The sequence below is a fragment of the Bradyrhizobium sp. CCH5-F6 genome (assembly GCF_001556045.1).
Lineage (GTDB): Bacteria > Pseudomonadota > Alphaproteobacteria > Rhizobiales > Xanthobacteraceae > Bradyrhizobium.
On the sequence record NZ_LSIC01000103.1, the window covers coordinates 1 to 19,095 of the forward strand.

Sequence of the window (19,095 nt, forward strand, 5' to 3'; positions counted from 1 at the left end):
AACGTGCTCAAGCCGTACCAGGTCAACGCCAAGCTGATGTCGCTGGCCAAGCCGGACGCGCTGTTCATGCACTGCCTGCCTGCCCATCGCGGCGAGGAGGTCACCGATGAAGTGATCGACGGCCCGCAATCGGTCGTGTTCGACGAGGCCGAAAACCGCCTGCATGCGCAAAAGGGCATTCTGGCCTGGTGCTTCGACGCGGTGAAGTGAGGCGGTGGTTGAGCGGGCGGCTGCTCGGCCCTTCCCAGTCGTCCCGGACAAGCGCCGCACAGCGGCGCGCTGATCCGGGAGCCATAACCACAGGACGTCGGTTGGCGAGGACTCGGCGTTGTCATCGCCGGCTACAACGCGATCCTGTGGTTATGGGGCCCGGGTTCGCGCTTCGCGCGCCCCGGGACGACACTCTCGCGCCCCTTCCATTTCTGCCCTCCGACCCCAGATAGAGCGCCATGGTTTCACAATCTCCTGACATGAAAACCGGGCCCGAGGGCCCGGTTCGCGCGCCATCAGCGGTTCCGATCGATGACGCCGTGCTGCCCTATGAGGTCGATGCGCTCGACGTGCGCGGCCGCCTGGTGCGGCTCGGTCCGGCGCTGGACGACATTCTCACCAAGCACGACTATCCGGCGCCCGTCGGCAAATTGCTCGGCGAGGCGATTGTGCTGACGACGCTGCTCGGCTCGGCGCTGAAATTCGAAGGCCGCTTCATTCTTCAGGCCCAGACAGACGGCCCGGTGTCGTTCCTGGTGGTGGACTACAAGGCGCCGGATCATCTGCGCGCCTATGCCCGCTTTGATGCCTCACGCTTGGGCACGGCGAAGGATTCCGGCACGCTGCTCGGCCGCGGCCATCTCGCCATGACCATCGACCAGGGCCCCGACATGAGCCGCTACCAGGGTCTGGTTGCGCTCGACGGCGGCAGCCTGGAAGACGCCGCGCACGAATATTTCCTCCGCTCCGAGCAGATCCCGACGCGCGTGCGCCTGGCGGTCGGCGAGGAGTGGCGCTCGAACGACGGCGGCAAGCATCGCTGGCGCGCCGGCGGCATGCTGATGCAGTTTCTGCCCAAGGCGCCGGAGCGCGCGCGGCAGGCGGACCTGCATCCGGGCGATGCGCCCGAGGGCGCGGAGGTGCACAGCGTCGCCGAAGACGACGCCTGGGTCGAGGCGCGCTCGCTGATCGAGACGGTCGAAGACGTGGAGTTGATTGATCCCGAACTCTCCGGCGAGCGGCTGCTGTTCCGTCTCTTCCACGAGCGCGGCGTGCGCGTGTTCAATCCGCAGGTCCTCGAGGCACGGTGCTCCTGCTCGCGCGATGCGGTCGCCTCGATGCTGAAGAGTTTTTCGCCCGACGACCGCGCTGCCATGGTCAAGGACGACAAGGTCGTCGTCACCTGCGAGTTCTGCTCGTCGGTGTACCAGTTCACGCCGCACGAGGCGGGCGTGGAAGACGCCTAGCGTCTGCACGTTGCTACGCTCGCGGTGAAGAGGTCGGGGAGGCTGTTGCCACAACCTCGCTCATCGTCCGGCTTGACCGGGCGATCCAGTAACCCGAATGGCGATGGTCAAACCGATAGGCTGCGGCGTATGCCCCGCCTTCACGGGGCATGACAGCGTTGGGCGTCGCCGCACCGAGCTAATTCAACACCCGCTTGTTGTCCGGGCTGTCCAGCGAGAACGTCGGCACGTCGATCTCGAAGCGCTCGCCGGTTTCGCTGACCATCTGGTAGCGGCCGGTCATGAAGCCTGAGGCGGTCGAGAGCGGCACGCCGGAGGTGTATTCGAAGCGCTCGCCAGGGGCCAGGATTGGCTGCTCGCCGACCACGCCCTCGCCCTTCACCTCCTGCTGTCGGCCGGAGGCATCGGTGATGATCCAGTGCCGCGTCTTGAGCTGCACGGTCTCCTCGCCCGAATTGGTGATGACGATGGTGTAGGACCAGAAATAGCGCGAGCGGTCGGCCGACGACTGCTCCGGAACAAAGTTCGGCTCGACGGTCACTTCAATCTGGCGGGTCACGGCGCGGTACATGGTTGCCATAATAGCCAAATCCGTCGCGGGAACCAAACGCCGCGGACGGCCTTGGCGACATCGTCCCGCCAGAATTCGAAGGGAAGGACCCGAGGGATACACCCTTATGTGATCCGGCCGCTTTGCGAGACGACGGCCGGATCATTAAACTCCTTGAAGCGCCGCGATTTGCGGAAGGGTTCTAGGCCCCCGATGACCATTGCCGACCAAGTGACGGGATCGACGATCGCTGGGACCGCGGAGGCCAGACCCGCAGGGACCAAGCCGCGCGCCGCCGCGCCCGCCATCACGCTGCCGGCCATCGGCGAACGCGAGCTCCGGCTCGATCTGTTCCGCGGGCTCGCGCTGTGGCTGATCTTCATCGACCACCTGCCGCCGAGTCTGTTGACCTGGTTCACGATCCGCAATTACGGCTTCAGCGACGCCACGGAGATCTTCATCTTCATCTCCGGCTACACCGCCGCCTTCGTCTACGGCCGGGCGATGCTGGAGTCGGGCTTCGTCATCGCCACCGCCCGCATCCTGCGCCGGGTCTGGCAGATCTACGTCGCCCACGTCTTCCTGTTCACGATCTTCCTCGCCGAAATCTCCTACGTGGCGACCAGTTTCGAGAACCCGCTCTACACCGAAGAGATGGGTATCATGGACTTCCTCAAGCATCCCGACGTCACCATCGTGCAGGCGCTGCTCCTGCGCTTCCGTCCCGTCAACATGGACGTGCTGCCGCTCTACATCGTGCTGATGCTGGCGCTGCCCTTGATCCTGTGGTCGATGAAATGGCGACCCGACGTCACCCTCGGCCTCTCGGTCGCACTCTATGCGGTGACCTGGGAGTACGATCTCTATCTTTCGGCCTATCCGAACGGATTCTGGGCCTTCAATCCCTTCGCCTGGCAATTGCTGTTCGTGTTCGGCGCATGGTGTGCGCTCGGAGGTGCGCGCCGCATGTCGCGCATCCTGTCGTCACGCGTCACGATGTGGATGGCGATCGCCTATCTCGTCGCGTCGTTCTACGTGACGCTGACCTGGTATGCGCCGCAGCTCTCCCAGTTCATGCCGAAGCGGATCGAGCAATGGATGTATCCGATCAACAAGACCGATCTCGACGTGCTGCGCTTCACGCATTTCCTGGCGCTGGCCGCGCTCACGGTGCGCTTCCTGCCGCGGGACTGGCCGGGCCTGAAGTCGCGCTGGCTGCGGCCGCTGATCCTGTGCGGCCAGCATTCCCTCGAGATCTTCTGTCTCGGTGTCTTCCTTGCTTTCGCCGGCCACTTCATCCTGGCCGAAGTCTCCGGCGGCGCAGCCATGCATGCCTTGATCAGTCTCTCCGGGGTCCTGATCATGTGGGGGGTGGCCTGGGTCATTTCGTGGTACAAGCGCGTGGCTGACAAGAGCGGTGCGAAGACCAAAAACGCCGTCGGCAATGCCGATTTGGCGGGAGGGGGTTGATGAAGGCTAGGATTCTCCTGAGCCTGATCCTGCTATGCGGTGGCCTCGCCGCGCCTGTGGCGCGTGCGGGCGATGCTGCGTCCACGGCTTCCCCTGCGCCGCCCCCTTCCTGCGAATTGCCGGCCTATCTGCTGACAACCGAAAGCCCGCTGCCCAAGGTCGCCGATGCCATCAAGGCCGGCAAGCCGCTCGACATCCTCGTCATCGGCAGTCGCTCGACCACGATTCCATCTTCTGAGAGCAGCTCGTACCCGGCGCGCATGGAGGCGATCCTCAAGGAGAAGCTGCCGCCGTCGGAGGTGGTGCACGTCTCCGTAGAAATACAGAGCAAGAAAACGGCAGAGGAGACGGCCTCCACCTTCGTTAAGCTGATGGAAGCAAAAACGCCTACGCTGGTCATCTGGCAGACCGGGACCGTGGATGCTATCCGAGCCAGCGATCCCGACGAGTTTCGCAGTGCCGTCACCGAAGGGGTTGCTGCGTTGCAAAATGCGGGGGCTGACGTCGTCTTGATGAATCTGCAGTACAGTCCACGCACCGAAACCATGATCTCGGCGCAACCTTTTCTCGATAATATGCGGGTGGTGGCGCAGGAGCACAATATCCCGCTGTTCGATCGTTTCGCGATCATGCGGCAGTGGAATGATCAGGGTCAGTTCGACCTGTTCAGCCCGTCCCGCGGGCCCGAGCTGGCGAAACAGGTCCATGATTGCCTTGGCCGGGCGTTGGCACAGTTCGTGATTGACGCAGCTCGTCTCGAGCCGGCCCAGCAGCAAAATTGAGGTCTAGCGTTAATGAGTTCTCTACGCCCTTTTTGCCTGACGACATGGCTGGCTGGGCCAGCAGCCGCAGCGCTGTTGTTGCTGACGCCGGCCTCGCAATCGCATGCCCAGACGCCAGCCGCACCGGTGGCACCCGCTCCCGCGCAGTCGGCTGATCCCGCTCCCGCTTCGCCTTCCCAGACCACCGTCGCTGCGACGTCGCCCGAGCAGCGCGGCATCACGGCGCGCGCCATCGACAAGGTGAGGCAGGCCGCCAAATCTGCCGGCGACATCTTCAACCGTGTGCCCTGCCTGCCGCCGAAGGGCGGTTCGAAGGCGATGGGCTCGCTGCCACATGTTGCTGGCAAGCTCGTCGCCGGCCAGCCCGTCGTCATCGTCGCGTTCGGCTCGTCGTCGACTCAAGGGTTCGGCGCGAGCTCGCCGGAGTTCAATTACCCCAATCGTCTCGCCGCGCAGCTGCGCCGGCACTATCCGACCTCCGACATCAGCGTCATCAATGCCGGCGTCGGCGGCGAGGACGCTCCCGAGATGATGAAGCGCCTCCAGACGCAGGTGATCGACATGCATCCGGATCTCGTGATCTGGCAGGTCGGCACCAACGCCGTGCTGCGCAATCTCGATCCCGGTGAAACCGTCAAACTTGTCGAGGAAGGCATCAGCCGTATTCAGGCTGCGGGGGGAGCCGACATCGTGCTGGTTGATCCGCAATATTCACCGGCCGTCAACCAGCGCGCCGAGAGCGCCGGCAAAATGGTGAATATGCTCAGCAAGGTCGCCGAGCTCCGTCATGTCGGAATCTTCCCGCGCTTCGAGGTGATGCGCGATTGGCATGAGAAGCAGGCCATTCCGGTCGAGAGCTTCGTCATCGCTGACGGCCTGCACATGAATGATTGGGGCTATGCCTGCTTCGCCCAGCTATTGGGTGACGACATCATCCGTTCCGTCGGCCAGCTCAAGCTCGGGGTAAACGTGCCCGCGGACGTGCGGACGTACCGGCCGATGTAGCGAGGGCGAACAGGGAATGGCGAGTAGCGAATAGATCGACCTATTCGCCAATCACTATTCGCCATTCGCTATTCACGCCTTCTCCAGCGCCGCCGTCAGATCCTCGATCAGATCGTCCGGATGCTCGAGCCCGGCGGAGAGGCGAATGAATCCCTCGCTGATGCCGAGCGCGGCACGGTCTTCCGGCTTGAGACGCTGATGCGTCGTGGTGGCCGGATGCGTGACGAGGCTCTTGGCGTCGCCGAGATTGTTCGAGATCTTCGCCAGCTTCAATTCGTTGAGCACGCGGAACGCGGCCGCCTTGCCGCCCTTGACCTCGAAGCCGACCAGCGTCGAGCCGCCGCGCATCTGCTTCTTCACCAGGGCTGCCTGCGGATGGTCGGCACGGCCGGGATAGACCAGCCGCGAGATCTTCGGATGGCTCGCCAGCACCTCGGCGATGCGCGCGGCGGTGTCGGTCTGCGCACGCACGCGCACGCCCAGCGTCTCCAGGCCCTTGAGCAGGACCCAGGCGTTGAACGGCGAGATCGACGGGCCGGTCTGGCGCATGAAATTGTGGATGTGCTCGGCGATGAAGGCTTCCGACGACAGGATGATGCCGCCCAGACATCGGCCCTGGCCGTCGATATGCTTGGTCGCGGAATAGACGACGACGTCGGCCCCTAACGCGAGCGGGCTCTGCCAGATCGGGGTTGCGAACACGTTGTCGACGACGAGCCGGGCGCCGCCCTTGTGCGCGATCTCCGCGATGCCGGGAATGTCGAGCACGTCCAGCGTCGGATTGGTCGGGCTCTCCAGGAAGAACGTCTTGGTGTTCGGCCGCAGCGCCCGCTGCCACTGGTCGAGATCGAGCCCGTCGACCAGCGTGGTCTCGATGCCGTAGCGCGGCAACAGATCCTGGATGACGTAGAGGCACGAGCCGAACAGCGCCCGCGACGCCACCACGTGATCGCCGGCCTTCAGCGGCGCCAGGATCGCGGTCGTCACCGCGGCCATACCGGTCGCCGCCGAACGGGCGGCTTCGGCGCCTTCGAGCTCGATCATGCGGCGCTCGAACATCGCGATGGTGGGGTTGGAGTAGCGCGAATAGATGAAGCCGGGGTCCTCGCCCTTGAACCGCGCCTCGCACTCCTCGGCGCTGTTGTAGACATAGCCCTGGGTCAGGAACAGCGCCTCCGACGTCTCGCCATATTGCGAGCGCAGCGTCCCGGAATGGACCAGGCGGGTTTCGGGGCGATAGGTGGCGGTCGACTTCGACATAGGTACCTCCGACATGACCGTCGACGTGAAAAACGGTCACAAAAAAACCGGCCTGGAAATCTCCACGGGCCGGGATCACAGAGGTCCCCGGCCTGTTTAGCGACTTATTTAACGTGGCTGCAAGCCGGCCGGCTCAAATCACCACGGGATAAGTGATGCTCATATTCCGCAATGCCCTTTCCGTCAAGGCGTCCATCGGATAGCCGTAAAAGGCTAGTATTTCCCGTATGTCGGGATGCGTTTGCCCCTTGATGAGGACCGCCGTTTGACGTTCACGGTCGCTGCCGACGCCAATGGTATCCTGCCTGACCGCATGATCGCGGCGATGGCGGAGGCGGGGCTTATTCTGCCCGCATACGACTTCGTCGAAAGCCAGATCCAGCCGGCAAGCCTCGATCTGCGCCTCGGCGACATCGCCTATCGCGTCCGTGCCAGCTTCCTGCCCGGCCCCGGTGCCACCGTGGCCGAGCGCATCGACGAGTTGAAGCTGCACGAGTTCAGCCTCGCCGACGGCGCGGTGCTGGAGACCAACTGCGTCTACATCGTGCCGCTGCTCGAAAGCCTGGCGCTGCCGCCCGAGATCGTGGCGGCCGCGAACCCCAAGAGCTCGACCGGCCTCGACATGATCGGCGCCGGCTATCATGGCCCGCTCTACGCTGAGATCAGCCCGAAGACCTTTCCGGTGCTGGTGCGCGAAGGCTCGCGCCTGTCGCAGGTGCGTTTCCGCACCGGCGATGCCATCCTCAATGCCGACGAACTCGAGGCGCTGCATGCCGCCGAGCGCCTCGTCGATATCGACGATGCCGACCTCTCCGGCGGCGTCGCCGTCTCCGTCGATCTCTCCGGCGAGAAGGCGAGCGGCTTCGTTGGCTATCGCGCCAAGCGCCACACCGGCGTCGTCGACGTCGATCGCCGCTCCGGCTACGCGGTCGAAGACTTCTGGGAGCCGATCTCGGCCCGCCCCGATGGCAGCCTCATCCTCGATCCCGGCGAGTTTTACATCCTCGCCTCCAAGGAAGCTGTGCAGGTGCCGCCCGACTACGCCGCGGAGATGGTGCCGTTCGATCCTTTGGTGGGCGAGTTCCGCGTGCACTATGCCGGATTCTTCGATCCCGGCTTCGGCTATGCCGGCGCCGGTGGGCAGGGCTCACGTGCCGTGCTGGAGGTGCGCTCGCGCGAGGTTCCGTTCATCCTCGAGCACGGCCAGATCGTCGGCCGCCTCGTCTACGAGAAGATGCTGGCCCGGCCCGACGCGATGTACGGGCAGCGCATCGGTTCCAACTACCAGGCGCAGGGCCTCAAACTATCGAAGCATTTTCGGGTGTAGCTCCACGCTCTACTGTCATGCCCCGGCTTGGGCATCCAGTACGCCGCAGCCTCTCGATTTGTTCACTGATGTCTCGGACTACTGGATCGCATGCGCCAGTGCGTACAAGACGGGTGATGACGCCTAATGTGTGTCAGGATCTCAAGCGACATCAGGCGACATGCGAGGTGAGGAGATGAGCAATCCATCCGATCTCGACGCAAGCATCATCGAAGACGTCGCGGACGCGCTGATCTATTCCGATCGCTCCGGCACGATCATCCGCTGGAATCGCGCATCGACCGCGCTGTTCGGTTTCCCGGCTGACGAAGCACTCGGACAGAACCTCGACCTGATCATCCCCGAACATCTGCGCGCGGCGCACTGGAAGGGTTTTGAGGCGGCTCTCGCCAGCGGCGCAATGAAGTTGGCGGGACGACCGACGCTGACTCGTGCGCTGCACAAGAGCGGGCGCAAGCTCTACATCGAGATGACCTTCGCGCTGGTGCGCGATGCCGAAGGTCGCGTGCAGGGATCGGTCGCGATGGCCCGCGACGTCACCGAACGGATCGAGCGCGAGCGCGCTGCCAAGGCTGCGCAAAATTCGTGATGCGGAATTGGCGAGGCTGCGTGCAGGGCGCCCTGCACGCGCGTCATGTTGCCTGCGACCTGACGCAGTGACACACTCGATCAAACAACGACCGGGAGTGAACATGACCGCCGCATCGGACCCCGCGCAGCAAGCGCAATGGACGCGCTGGCGCGCGGTCGCCGACCTCTATCACGCCTACTTCACCGGCCTGATCCTCACCGTGGTCACGCGGCGCGGTACGGCCGATGCCGCTGAATTCGTCTTTCGCGTGTTCCGCCGCCAGCAGCAGGAGCGCTTCCTGCCAGGGCTCGAAAAGCTCGGACTCAGTCATCTGCCGCCAGCGGTGGCCGCCGCGCAATACCACTATCTCTCCAACTGGATCGGCGGCGTGCACGTCGAATACATGTATGAGAGCGATACCAAGGCCTGGATCCGCTATCCGCCGCCGCGCTGGATCTGGAAGGGCACCGCGATCTGCGGCGTGCCCGGCGAAGTCTCGCGCGCGATGCTGCGTGGCTGGCACGCCAACAACGGCGTCGCGCTCGGCGATCTCCGCCTGGGCTTCGTCTGCACCAAGCAGAGCGTCGACGGCCAGGATGGGCTCGAAGGCTACTATCATCAATACGACCATCCGCTCGAGCTCGATCAGCGCCTGGTGTTCGCGCGTCATCTCGAGGCTCCGTTGTTCGATGCCAAGGCTGCGCCGGAGCTGCCGGTCGCGAGCTGGCCGAAGCCGCGTCTGGAAAAGGCCTATCGCAACTACGCCATGGAATATGTCCGCACCGCCGCGCCCGTGATGGTGCAGCTGTTCGGCCCCGAAGATGCCGGCTACCTCCTGCATCTCACCGGCAAGCTGATCGGCATGCAATATTTCGACGAAGTGGCCGCGGCGCTCGCGATCAGTCGCGGCGGTACGCGCGAATTCGCAGCGTTCCTGAACGCGCTGCTCGCCGCGCAGGATGACGCGGCCGAGATGACGCAATCAGAAGGGACGTTCGAAATACGTCAGCAGAGCTGGAAGCTGATGGATGACGTCGTCGATTATCACCCCGCCTGCGCCAGGGTGATGGAAGGATTGTTCGAAGGGTTGGCTGCGGGATGCGGTCGGCACATCGCCGTACACATGCGTCCGGCCAAGGGCGGCCGCCCGCCGCTGGCGTGGACGGTCGAGTCATTCATTCGTTGAAATGCGCTGCCGCAGGGCACGCCTGCATCAGGCGCAGGAGGAATCGGCGCCTGCCGTGCTAACAAGCGGCTCGCCGCGCTTTTCGCGCGAGCCAAAATCATTGGCACACCAAATGATTGCCGCGCCGCAAATGGCGCTCGTGCCCGGGAGAGGACATGTCCGACATCGCCGAGATCCCGGTCGATGAAGAGGAGCGCCCGCTGCCGCCGCCTCCGGCGCCGGTGAGAAGCGCGCTGACCGACGGGCCGATCCTGCGCACGCTGCTCTCCCTCGCCTGGCCGAACGTGATCGGCTTATCGGCCGGCATCTGCGTGGTGATCGCGGAGACCTCCTATATCGGCCGGCTCGGTGTCGAGGCGCTGGCGGCGATGGCGCTGGTGTTTCCGACGGTGATCCTGACCATGACGATGTCGGGCGGCGCCATGGGCGGCGCGGTCGCCTCCGCCATCGCGCGTGCGCTCGGCGCCGGAGATCGCGAGCGCGCCGGCACGCTCGCTGTGCACGCGATCCTGATCGGCATCAGCTTCGGTCTGGTTTTCATGCTGGGCATGCTGATCTTCGGGCCACGCGTTCTCGAAATGCTCGGCGGCCGCGGCGATGTGCTGACGCATGCGATCGCCTACACGCAGGTGTTCTTCGGCGGCGCGGTGCTGCCCTGGCTGCTCAACACCATGGCGGGCGTCTTGCGCGGCACCGGCAACATGAAGCTGCCGTCGTTCCTGATCCTCAACTCCGCGGTCTGGCAGATCGTGCTCGGCGGCACGCTCGGCCTCGGGCTCGGCCCGGTGCCGCAGCTCGGCATGCGCGGCGTCGCCGCCGGCGCGCTGATCGCCTATTCCATGAACATCGGCATCATGGGCTGGTACCTGTTCTCGGGCCGCGCCCGCATCGCCTTGAAGCTGGGGGGCTTGCGCGTCCAATGGGCGATGTTCTTCGACATCCTCAAGGTCGGCGCCATCGCCTGTTTCTCGCCGCTGCAATCGGTGCTGACGATCTCGATCTTCACATACATGCTGGCGAAGTTCGGCACCGCGATCCTCGCCGGCTACGGCATCGGCGCGCGGCTCGAATTCCTGCTCACATCCATCGCGTTCTCGTTCGGCATCGCCTGTGTGCCGATGGTCGGGATGGCGATCGGCGCGGGCCGCATCGCGCGCGCCCGGCGCATCGCCTGGATCGCCAGTGCGGCCGCTTTCGTGGCGGTCGGCGCACCGGCCTGCCTGGTTGCGATCTTCCCCGATCTCTGGGTCAACATGTTCACCGACAGTGAGGCCGTGCGCGCGGCGAGCCATCAATATCTCTCGACGGTCGGCCCGTTCTACGCCTTCTTCGGCCTTGCAACGACGATGTATTTTTCATCGCAAGGCGCAGCGAAGGTGATCGGACCGGTGCTGGCACAGACCGCACGGCTGATCTACATCGCAGCGATCGGGTGGTGGCTGTCGACCCACGACGCCCCCGCGCAGAGCTTCTTCTGGCTCGCCGCAAGCTCGATGGTCGTGCTCGGCCTGCTGTCGTGCTCCAGCGTGGTGCTGACCCGCTGGGGACCGCGCGAGACGAAACCTGCGATCAGGCCGGCGCTTTCGGCTGTCGACTAAAGCGCGATGCGAACATCACGCAGACGCAGGCGGGAATGCCCTGTGGATCGCGCCGACGGCCTCCCTCGTTTGCCCTTGAATGTAGGCCGCGAGCTCGTTCGGCAGCACGTCGATGATCCAGACCAGCCGGCAGCGCACCTCGCTCTCGGCGATCACCTGCACGGAGGCGCTGTAATGCTTCAGCCGCTCGTTGCTGATCGCATAGACGAGGCGCTGTCGCGCATCGTCGCAATCGACCAGCACCTCGCGTGCGACCGAACCATTGGCGAAGGTGACGATGCGCGCATCGTCGTCGAGCGTGCAGGCGGTGACGAAGCCCGGTACCAGCCGCTGGTGCAGCGCGCCGAAATCGCGCACCGCGTCCCAGACGTCGTGTGCGGAGGCGGGGAGGGGAATGTCGTTGCGGATGGACGCCATCAACGTATCCTTGATTGTGATAAGTGGTGCCGCGGGCATCGTCATTGCGAGCGTAGCGAAGCAATCCAGAAATGTTTCCGCGGGGACAGCTTGGATTGCTTCGTCGCGAGAGCTCCTCGCAATGACGAAGGAGAGAGCTCACACGCAAACCGCCTCGACATTGTTGCCGTCGGGGTCGATCAAGAACGCCGCATAATAGGTCGGGCTGTAGTCCTTGCGCGGCCCGGCGCCGCCATTGTCGCGGCCGCCGCTCTTCAACCCTTCAGTGTGGAACGCCTTAACCGCGTCATGATCCTTGGCGCGAAACGCGATGTGGACGCCGTCGGCCTTGCGGCCCTTGTTCAGGTGCAGCCACAGCGCCGGCTCGCCCTTCGGCCCGAAGCCGGCATAGCCGTCGCCATTCGAGCACAGGACATAGCCGAGCGGCGCCAGCACTGCGGTGTAGAAGCGCGTGGCGGCGTCGAGGTCGGCAACACGCAATCCGATATGGTCGTACATGTTCGTCTCCATTTGCAAAGCGCGCCGCGATGGCGCGCGCCGGAGACGACCGTAGTCAGTTGAGGGCAAGCTGCTCTTGGAGAATCTTGCGCTGTCCTTTCGACGCCTGGCGGAACTTGGTCGGCGATACGCCGGCAGCACGGTGGAAGGTGCGGACGAAGTTGGAGAGATCGCCGAAGCCGACGTCATAGGCGATGTCGGTAATCGCGATGTCGTCGTCCGTGAGCAGCCGTGCCGCATGCCGCAGCCGTGAGCGCACCAGATATTGATGCGGGGTGACGCCCAGCACGCTCGAGAACAGCCGCAGGAAATGAAACGGGCTGAGGCCTACCTGTTGCGCGGCCTGTTCGAGGTCGATGTCGCCGCCGAGTTGTCGTCGATCCAAAGCGCCGCCTCGACCGCGCGGCGGCGATCGCGCGCGGTCGGCGTGGCAGGCTTGCGCACCTTGCCCGAGACGACGTCAATGAAGCGGCCGGCAAGGATCTGGCCGATCTCGTCGAGGCCGAGATCGCTGTTGCCATCTGCTGCCGTTTGCGCGAGCTCGCCCAGCACCATCAGCTCGGGCAGGGGCGGCGTCGCGCCGACCCGCCAGACCTCGCGACGTCCGCCGAGTTCGTCGACCATGTCCTCACTGAGGAAAAAGGACAGGCAGACGTCGCCGGCCACGTGCTCGTGCGTGCAAGTGTATTCCTCGCCGGGGGCACCGACCAGCATCGAGCCCGCCACCAGCTCGAAGAAGCCGGCGCTGCAATGGCAGCCGAAGCTGCCGGAACGGACATAGGCGATGGAATGGCCGGTGCGGCACTCGGCAAACGGCCTGTCGTCCGGTCCCGCATCGCAGCGAAATTCCGAGACCGTCATCGATGGCGTCGTCAGCAGCGTGGTCGCGTCCATGCCGCCTATCTAAGTAGGCGCGCGGGGCGGAGCAACGGGCAGCAGCACCTCGAACAGCGTCTTGCTGGCGACGGGATGGGCCCCCTCGAGGGCCAGAAGGCGCCGCTTGGAGATCACGCCGCCATAGGGCGAGAGACGGTCGGTGTAATTGCCGGCCGCCAGCACCCGGTGGCAGGGGACGATCAGCATGTAGGGATTTCTGGCGATCGCCTGTGCCACGGAATGCACGGCGCCGGAGGCGCCCAGCGCCTTGGCGATCTCGTGATAGGTGCGCGTTTCCCCGCGCGGGATGGTGCAGGTGTACTCGTAGACCCGCCGGTTGAAGCCGGGCACGCCGCCGGCGTCCAGGCTGACGTCGGAGAAATCGGGGTCGCTGCCTTGCAGCAGGCCCACGATCCCCTCGATCGCGAGCTCGGCGTTCTCGGACGGACGCTGCTCCCGCGCCCCGGGATGGGCCAGGAAAATGCGGCGGCGGGTGTCGATCTCCCGCGCCTCCGGCAATTGCACGGCGACCACGCCGGTGCCGCTCCAGATGATGCCACAGCGCCCTATGGCCGTGTCGAATATCGCGTAAGCACGCCCCACCATGCACACGCCCCACTCAGTGCACGTTTCGCCCCAGACATGAAATCATAACACCGCCACAATCCAGCGCACCTGGAATCTTACTCGAAAATTAACAAGCGCGAGGCCGCCGGCGCCAAAGCGCTTGGCGGGACGCGCCGTCTCGGCTAATCAGGGGATGCGCGAAGCGCAATCCGCGGGCGTAGTTCAATGGTAGAACGGCAGCTTCCCAAGCTGCATACGAGGGTTCGATTCCCTTCGCCCGCTCCAATTTTCCTGCCTTGAAATTGTTGTTCGCTCCGTGTGACGAGCGCCCCGTCGCGCGTTGCGCCAAGTTTCCAATATATTAGCCTCTGGCTGCCGGCATGCAGCGTTGCCTCGGCTAAGCTCGTCGCGTCCAGGCGGCATGCGGTCCTTGCGCCGGGCAACGCTTGGATGAGGCCAGGGCTCAAACATGGACCAGCAGAAACTCGATCGCGCCATCGGCCGTCGCCTGAAGACGCTGCGGACGCAGGCGGGCATGACGTTGAACGAGCTTGCAGGCCGCTCCGGCGTCAGCCGGGCCATGATCGGGCGGGTGGAGCGGGCGCAGAGCAGCGCGACGGCTGCGCTGCTCAACAAGCTTTGCGCGGCGCTCGACGTCACGCTCAGCGACGTCGTCGCGCTCGCCGAAAAGCCGCCGGAGCGCTTGGTGCGACTTGCGGACCAACCGCTCTGGCGCGATCCCGACAGCGGCTATCGCCGGCGTCATGCCTCGCCGCCGGATGCGGCCAGCGGCATCGAGATCATCGTCGTCGATCTTCCGGCCGGCGCCCGCGTCTCCTACAGCCCCTGGGGCCGCAACGCCTTCACCCAGCAGCTGCTGATGCTGGAGGGCGCGATCGCCGTGCACATCGACGCCAAGGCGGTGCGGCTGCGCGAGGGCGATTGTCTGGATTTCGACGTGATGCGCGCCGTGATCTTCGAGAACGAAACCAAGCAGGACGCGCGCTACGTCATCATCACGCGGCGCGGCGCCTCCTACGGGAAGATGTGACATCATGGAGTGGAGACCCTGACGATGCAGATCCGCACCGGCGACACCTACGATCCCCGCGTCATCGCGCTGCTGGACCATCACGTCACGGCAGCGCGGGCGCAGACCGCGCCGGGCAGCGCCCATGCACTCGATCTCTCCGGACTGCGCGCGCCTAATGTTGCATTCTGGACCGGTTGGGACGGCGAGACGCTGGTTGCCACCGGCGCGCTGAAGATGCTCTCGGCTGACCACGGCGAGGTGAAGTCGATGCACACGCTTCAGATCACGCGTCGGCGGGGTTTCGGTGGCCAGATGCTCCGCCACATCATTACTGAGGCCCGCGCGCGCGGGATGACGCGTCTCAGCCTCGAGACCGGCTCGTGGGACTATTTCAAGCCGGCGCACGCGCTCTACCAGGCACACGGTTTCGTCGCCTGCGACCCGTTCGAGGGCTATGTCGAGGATCCCAACAGCCTTTTCCTGACGCTCGACCTCAGCCGCTAAGGCAAGCGTGCAACGTCCACTGCGGGAATACCTCTGTGCTCCCTCAAAATGAGTTGCGTACCTCAAAACACCTCTGCTAGCCTTCAGCCATGGCCGAGACGCTCACCCCTACCGCGCTGACCCTGAAGGACATCGCCCGCGAGGCCGGCGTCAGCCTCGCGACGGTCGACCGCGTCCTGCATAACCGGCCCGGCGTGAGGCCGGACACGGTCCGGCGCGTCAAGGCAGCAATCGAGCGCAATGCGTTCCAGCCGCATGTGGCGGCCGCCGAGCTCGCCCGCGGCCGTGCCCGCCGCTTTGCCTTCGTGATGCCGTCGGGGCCGAACCCGTTCATGCAGCAGATCGAGGCTTATCTCGGCGAAATGTCAGCCTGGCTGGCGGCCCGCCGCCTCGGCGTCGAGACGATCGCAACCGACGTGTTCGACCCCTCCGCGCTCGCGGCCTCACTGGAGGCCCTGTCGGGTGACTACGACGGCGTCGCCGTTGTGGCGCTGGACCATCCCGGCGTTCGCGCCGCCATCAACGATCTCGTCGATGCCGGCACCAAGGTGGTGACGCTGGTCTCGGACGTGCCGTCCTCGCGCCGTCACCACTATGTCGGCATCGACAACATTGCCGCGGGCCGCACGGCGGGCGCGCTGGTCGGGCGGCTGGCCGGCCAAAGGTCCGGCAAGGTTGCGATCGTCGCGGGATCGCAGGGCCTGCGCGATCATGCCGAGCGCATCTTCGGCTTCAACCAGGTGATGGCGACGGAATTCCCCGATCTCGGCGTGCTGCCGGTCCTGGAAGGGCGCGACGAGGACGATCGTTCGGAGCAAATGCTGGCGCGGCTGTTCGGCCGCCATGACGACATTGTCGGTCTTTATAACGTCGGTGCCGGCACGCAGGGCGTCGCGAGGGCGTTGAGCGAAGTCGGTCGCGAAAAGCAAGTGGTGTTCGTCGGCCACGACGTCACAGCGCTGACGCGCCGATTGCTGCTGCAGGGCGTGATGGATGCCGCGATCTCGCAGAACCCCGGACATGAAGCGCGCGCTGCCGTGCGCGTGCTGCTGGCGCTCGCCCGCGGCGAACCGATCTTGCGCGAACAGGAGAAGATCAGGATCGACATCGTGATGCGGGACAATCTGCCTTAGCGGCAGGTGGATTTCGAATAGCCCGTTGCGGGGAAAGCGACACAAGATCGCGCACCGCGGCAGGCGAAGGGAGGATAGCGTGTATCTCGGGATCGACATCGGCACGTCCGGTGTGAAGGCGGTGCTCGTGGGCGAAGCCGGCGCGGTTCTCGCGACGGCGGCGCGCGAGCTCACGCTGTCGCATCCGGTGCCGCTGTGGTCCGAGCAGGATCCGGACGCCTGGGTCGATGCAGCGATCGGCGCGGTCGACGATCTCGCCGCGCGCCAGCCGCGCCAGGTTGCGCAGGTTCGTGGCATTGGGCTGTCAGGTCAGATGCATGGCGCGACGCTGCTCGGCGAGGACGGCCGGCCGCTGCGTCCGGCCATCCTCTGGAACGACGGCCGTTCGCAGGCCGAATGCGCCACCCTGGAGCGGCGCTGTCCTTCGCTGCGCACGATCGCCGGCAACCTGGCGATGCCCGGCTTCACCGCCCCGAAATTGCTGTGGGTCGCGCGGCATGAACCCGAAATCTTCGACCGCGTGGCGAAGGTGCTGCTGCCGAAGGCCTATGTGCGCTATCGCCTCACCGGCGAGATGATCGAGGACATGTCGGACGCAGCCGGCACGCTGTGGCTCGATGTCGGCCTGCGCCGCTGGTCGGCCCTGCTGCTGCACGCCACCGGGCTCGATCTGCACCACATGCCGCGCCTGGTCGAGGGCAGCGCGGTGAGCGCGGTGCTCGCGCCGGAGTTCGCGCAGCGCTGGGGCATGGCGAAAGATGTCGTGGTTGCGGGCGGCGCCGGCGACAATGCCGCGAGCGCGATCGGGCTCGGCGCTATTGCGCCGGGCGACGCCTTCCTGTCGCTGGGCACGTCCGGCGTCGTGTTCCGCGTCACCGACCGCTTCGCACCAGCGCCGGCTTCGGCCGTGCATGCCTTCTGTCACGCGCTGCCCGGCCTCTGGCACCAGATGGGCGTGATGCTGTCGGCGGCGGCCTCGCTCGCCTGGCTCGCCGGCGTGATGGAGACGCCGGCCGCGGCGCTCCTGGCGCCGCTCGGCGAGCGCGTCGATGGACCAAGCCCGATCAGATTCCTGCCCTATCTCGACGGCGAGCGCACGCCGCACAACGATGCCGCCGCGAGCGGGGCTTTCGTCGGCTTGCGCGGCGCGACCGGGCGCGGCGAGATCGTGCAGGCCGTGCTCGAAGGGGTCGCTTTCGCCGCGCGCGACAATCTGACGGCGCTGAGCGCGGCAGGCGGGCCGGTCACTGAACTCGATCTCGTCGGCGGCGGCTCGCGCTCACCGCTGTGGGCGCAGATCTGCGCCGATGTGCTCGGCATTCCCGTCCACCGCATCGAGGAAGGCGAGGTCGGAGCCGCGCTCGGCGCCGCACGGCTCGGCCGCATCGCCGCGACCGGCGAAGACGCAGCGGAGGTTTGCACCCGTCCGCGGCGGCTCGCGACCTTCACGCCCCGCTCCTCCGTCGTTGCGGCCTATGACGAGGCCTATCGGCGCTGGCGCGCGCTCTACCCCGCATTGAAGGAGACTGCCTGAGTGAACGCGTCAGCCAAATTCTTCGAAGCAAGCGCCCCCGTCGCCTTCGGCGGCAAGGATGCGGGACACGCCGCCTTCCGCTGGTACGACAAGGACCGGCTCGTGCATGGCCGCCGGCTCGAGGATCATTTGCGCTTTGCGGTCTGCTATTGGCATTCGTTGTGCTGGCCTGGCAGCGATCCCTTTGGCGGCGAGACGTTCCTGCGGCCGTGGCATCGCGGCACCGACGCGATGGCGATGGCGCGCGCCAAGGCTGACGTCGCCTTCGATCTGTTCCGCCTGATCGACGTGCCCTTCTTCACCTTCCACGACGTCGATGCGGCGCCGGAAGGCGCCACGCTCGCGGAGTCCGTCGCCAACCTCAACGCGATCGCCGATCTGTTCGAACAGAAGATGGTCTCCGCAAAGGTACGCCTGCTCTGGGGCACCGCAAACCTGTTCACACACCGCCGCTACATGGCGGGCGCCGCGACCAATCCGGACCCTGATATCTTCACCTATGCCGCGGGCCAGGTCCGCGCCGCGCTGGAGGTGACGCACCGGCTCGGCGGCGAGAACTACGTGCTGTGGGGCGGGCGCGAGGGCTACGAGACGCTGCTCAACACCGACCTCAAGCGCGAGCTCGACCAGCTCGGCCGCTTTCTCTCGCTCGTCGTCGAGCACAAGCACAAGATCGGTTTCAAGGGACCGATCCTGATCGAGCCGAAGCCGAAGGAGCCGACCAAGCATCAATATGATTTCGACGTCGCCACCTGCTACGGCTTCCTCGAGCGCTACGATCTCCTCAAGGACGTCAAGCTCAACATCGAGCAGAACCACGCCATCCTCGCCGGCCACTCCTTCCATCACGAGGTCGCGCTCGCCGAGGCGCTTGGTGTCTTCGGCTCGCTCGACATCAACCGGGGCGACGATCTGCTCGGCTGGGACACCGACCAGTTCGCAATGAACGTAGCGGAGCTGGCGATGGTGTTCCATGAGATCCTGAACCGCGGCGGCTTCACCACGGGCGGGCTCAATTTCGATGCCAAGATCCGCCGTCAGTCCATCGATCCCGACGATTTGATCCATGCCCATGTCGGCTCGATGGATGCTTGCACGCGTGCCTTCCTCGCCGCTGCCGACATGATCGATGCCGCCGTCCTCACCGAGCCGCTTGCCAAGCGTTACGACGGGTGGGCCAGCCCCGAGGGTCGCGCCATTCTCGGCGGCCAGCGCTCGCTCGCCGATCTCGCCGACCGTGCCATGAGTCCCGGCTTCGACCCGCAGCCGCGCTCGGGCCGGCAGGAATATCTGGAATCCCTCGTCAACCGCTATGTCTGAGGAAGAC

Annotated in this window: 18 protein-coding genes, 1 tRNA gene, 2 pseudogenes and 1 riboswitch; of the genes and pseudogenes, 15 read left to right on the plus strand and 6 right to left on the minus strand. The window is 65.5% G+C overall.

The annotated features are described in order from the left end of the window. Together AX729_RS18800 and AX729_RS18805 are read left to right on the plus strand one after the other, a co-directional pair. Positions 1-210 (plus strand): annotated as a pseudogene (locus AX729_RS18800) (ornithine carbamoyltransferase); the annotation flags it as partial. 239 nt (positions 211-449) lie between these two features. After that, on the plus strand, positions 450-1,457 hold the full coding sequence (locus AX729_RS18805; protein ID WP_061025690.1) for an Hsp33 family molecular chaperone: 1,008 nt from the start codon (positions 450-452) through the stop codon (positions 1,455-1,457). A 178-nt stretch (positions 1,458-1,635) separates the two neighbouring features. On the opposite strand, the gene apaG is transcribed toward AX729_RS18805, so the two are convergent. Then, positions 1,636-2,028, minus strand: a complete 393-nt coding sequence (gene apaG, locus AX729_RS18810) for a Co2+/Mg2+ efflux facilitator ApaG/CorD (RefSeq protein WP_024337101.1) — start codon at positions 2,026-2,028, stop codon at positions 1,636-1,638. A gap of 192 nt (positions 2,029-2,220) precedes the next feature. Between apaG and AX729_RS18815 the strand changes: the two genes are divergently transcribed. Genes AX729_RS18815 through AX729_RS18825 form a run of 3 tightly spaced genes read left to right on the plus strand, consistent with a single transcriptional unit; the run spans position 2,221 to position 5,264 of the window. Continuing rightward, positions 2,221-3,477: an OpgC domain-containing protein gene (locus AX729_RS18815; RefSeq protein ID WP_061025693.1), complete on the plus strand. Its 1,257-nt coding sequence runs from the start codon at positions 2,221-2,223 to the stop codon at positions 3,475-3,477. After that, positions 3,477-4,259 carry an SGNH/GDSL hydrolase family protein gene (locus AX729_RS18820; protein WP_061025696.1) on the plus strand — a complete coding sequence of 261 codons (783 nt, stop codon included), beginning with the start codon at positions 3,477-3,479 and terminating at the stop codon, positions 4,257-4,259. The genes AX729_RS18815 and AX729_RS18820 overlap by 1 nt, the downstream gene beginning before the upstream one ends. A gap of 12 nt (positions 4,260-4,271) precedes the next feature. After that, a complete protein-coding gene (locus AX729_RS18825; protein WP_061025700.1) occupies positions 4,272-5,264 on the plus strand; it encodes an SGNH/GDSL hydrolase family protein in 993 nt (330 codons plus the stop codon). Positions 5,265-5,336: 72 nt separating this feature from the next. Here AX729_RS18825 and AX729_RS18830 read toward each other — a convergent pair whose 3' ends face one another. Continuing rightward, entirely contained in the window at positions 5,337-6,524 is a 1,188-nt protein-coding gene (locus AX729_RS18830) for an O-succinylhomoserine sulfhydrylase (protein ID WP_061025703.1), read from the minus strand. A 75-nt stretch (positions 6,525-6,599) separates the two neighbouring features. Then, positions 6,600-6,679, minus strand: a riboswitch (SAM riboswitch). 80 nt (positions 6,680-6,759) lie between these two features. Here AX729_RS18830 and AX729_RS18835 point away from each other — a divergent pair. From AX729_RS18835 to AX729_RS18850, 4 genes are all read left to right on the plus strand, one after another. Beyond that, the gene (locus tag AX729_RS18835; protein WP_156457043.1) at positions 6,760-7,851 is read left to right on the plus strand and encodes a 2'-deoxycytidine 5'-triphosphate deaminase; all 1,092 of its coding nucleotides are present in this window, start codon (positions 6,760-6,762) and stop codon (positions 7,849-7,851) included. Between the two features lie 175 nt (positions 7,852-8,026). Then, positions 8,027-8,440, plus strand: coding sequence for a PAS domain-containing protein (locus tag AX729_RS18840; RefSeq protein ID WP_061025709.1), 414 nt, complete (start codon positions 8,027-8,029; stop codon positions 8,438-8,440). Positions 8,441-8,543: 103 nt separating this feature from the next. Further along, positions 8,544-9,608: a hypothetical protein gene (locus tag AX729_RS18845; protein WP_061025711.1), complete on the plus strand. Its 1,065-nt coding sequence runs from the start codon at positions 8,544-8,546 to the stop codon at positions 9,606-9,608. A 155-nt stretch (positions 9,609-9,763) separates the two neighbouring features. Then, complete coding sequence (locus AX729_RS18850; protein ID WP_061025713.1) at positions 9,764-11,206, plus strand: MATE family efflux transporter; 1,443 nt, start codon at positions 9,764-9,766, stop codon at positions 11,204-11,206. A gap of 15 nt (positions 11,207-11,221) precedes the next feature. Here the strand turns inward: AX729_RS18850 and AX729_RS18855 are convergent, their stop codons facing one another. The 4 genes and pseudogenes from AX729_RS18855 to AX729_RS18870 form a co-directional block, all read right to left on the minus strand. Continuing rightward, complete coding sequence (locus tag AX729_RS18855) at positions 11,222-11,623, minus strand: SRPBCC family protein (protein ID WP_061025714.1); 402 nt, start codon at positions 11,621-11,623, stop codon at positions 11,222-11,224. A 138-nt stretch (positions 11,624-11,761) separates the two neighbouring features. Beyond that, on the minus strand, positions 11,762-12,121 hold the full coding sequence (locus tag AX729_RS18860) for a VOC family protein (protein ID WP_061025833.1): 360 nt from the start codon (positions 12,119-12,121) through the stop codon (positions 11,762-11,764). A 55-nt stretch (positions 12,122-12,176) separates the two neighbouring features. Next, a pseudogene (locus tag AX729_RS18865) lies at positions 12,177-13,015 on the minus strand (helix-turn-helix transcriptional regulator). A gap of 9 nt (positions 13,016-13,024) precedes the next feature. Further along, the gene (locus tag AX729_RS18870) at positions 13,025-13,603 is read right to left on the minus strand and encodes a methylated-DNA--[protein]-cysteine S-methyltransferase (protein ID WP_061025716.1); all 579 of its coding nucleotides are present in this window, start codon (positions 13,601-13,603) and stop codon (positions 13,025-13,027) included. Positions 13,604-13,775: 172 nt separating this feature from the next. On the opposite strand from AX729_RS18870, the gene AX729_RS18875 reads away from it, so the two are divergent. The 6 genes from AX729_RS18875 to xylA all read left to right on the plus strand — a co-directional run bounded on the left by AX729_RS18875 (position 13,776) and on the right by xylA (position 19,088). Continuing rightward, positions 13,776-13,849 (plus strand) — tRNA-Gly (locus tag AX729_RS18875). A gap of 184 nt (positions 13,850-14,033) precedes the next feature. Continuing rightward, the gene (locus tag AX729_RS18880; RefSeq protein WP_061025719.1) at positions 14,034-14,615 is read left to right on the plus strand and encodes a helix-turn-helix domain-containing protein; all 582 of its coding nucleotides are present in this window, start codon (positions 14,034-14,036) and stop codon (positions 14,613-14,615) included. Positions 14,616-14,639: 24 nt separating this feature from the next. After that, positions 14,640-15,101 carry a GNAT family N-acetyltransferase gene (locus tag AX729_RS18885; protein ID WP_061025835.1) on the plus strand — a complete coding sequence of 154 codons (462 nt, stop codon included), beginning with the start codon at positions 14,640-14,642 and terminating at the stop codon, positions 15,099-15,101. A gap of 89 nt (positions 15,102-15,190) precedes the next feature. Then, positions 15,191-16,234, plus strand: a complete 1,044-nt coding sequence (locus AX729_RS18890) for a LacI family DNA-binding transcriptional regulator (protein ID WP_061025721.1) — start codon at positions 15,191-15,193, stop codon at positions 16,232-16,234. A gap of 79 nt (positions 16,235-16,313) precedes the next feature. After that, a complete protein-coding gene (gene xylB / locus AX729_RS18895; protein ID WP_061025724.1) occupies positions 16,314-17,768 on the plus strand; it encodes a xylulokinase in 1,455 nt (484 codons plus the stop codon). Beyond that, positions 17,769-19,088 carry a xylose isomerase gene (xylA, locus tag AX729_RS18900; RefSeq protein WP_061025726.1) on the plus strand — a complete coding sequence of 440 codons (1,320 nt, stop codon included), beginning with the start codon at positions 17,769-17,771 and terminating at the stop codon, positions 19,086-19,088. It abuts the gene before it with no gap. The last annotated feature ends 7 nt before the right edge of the window (positions 19,089-19,095 follow it).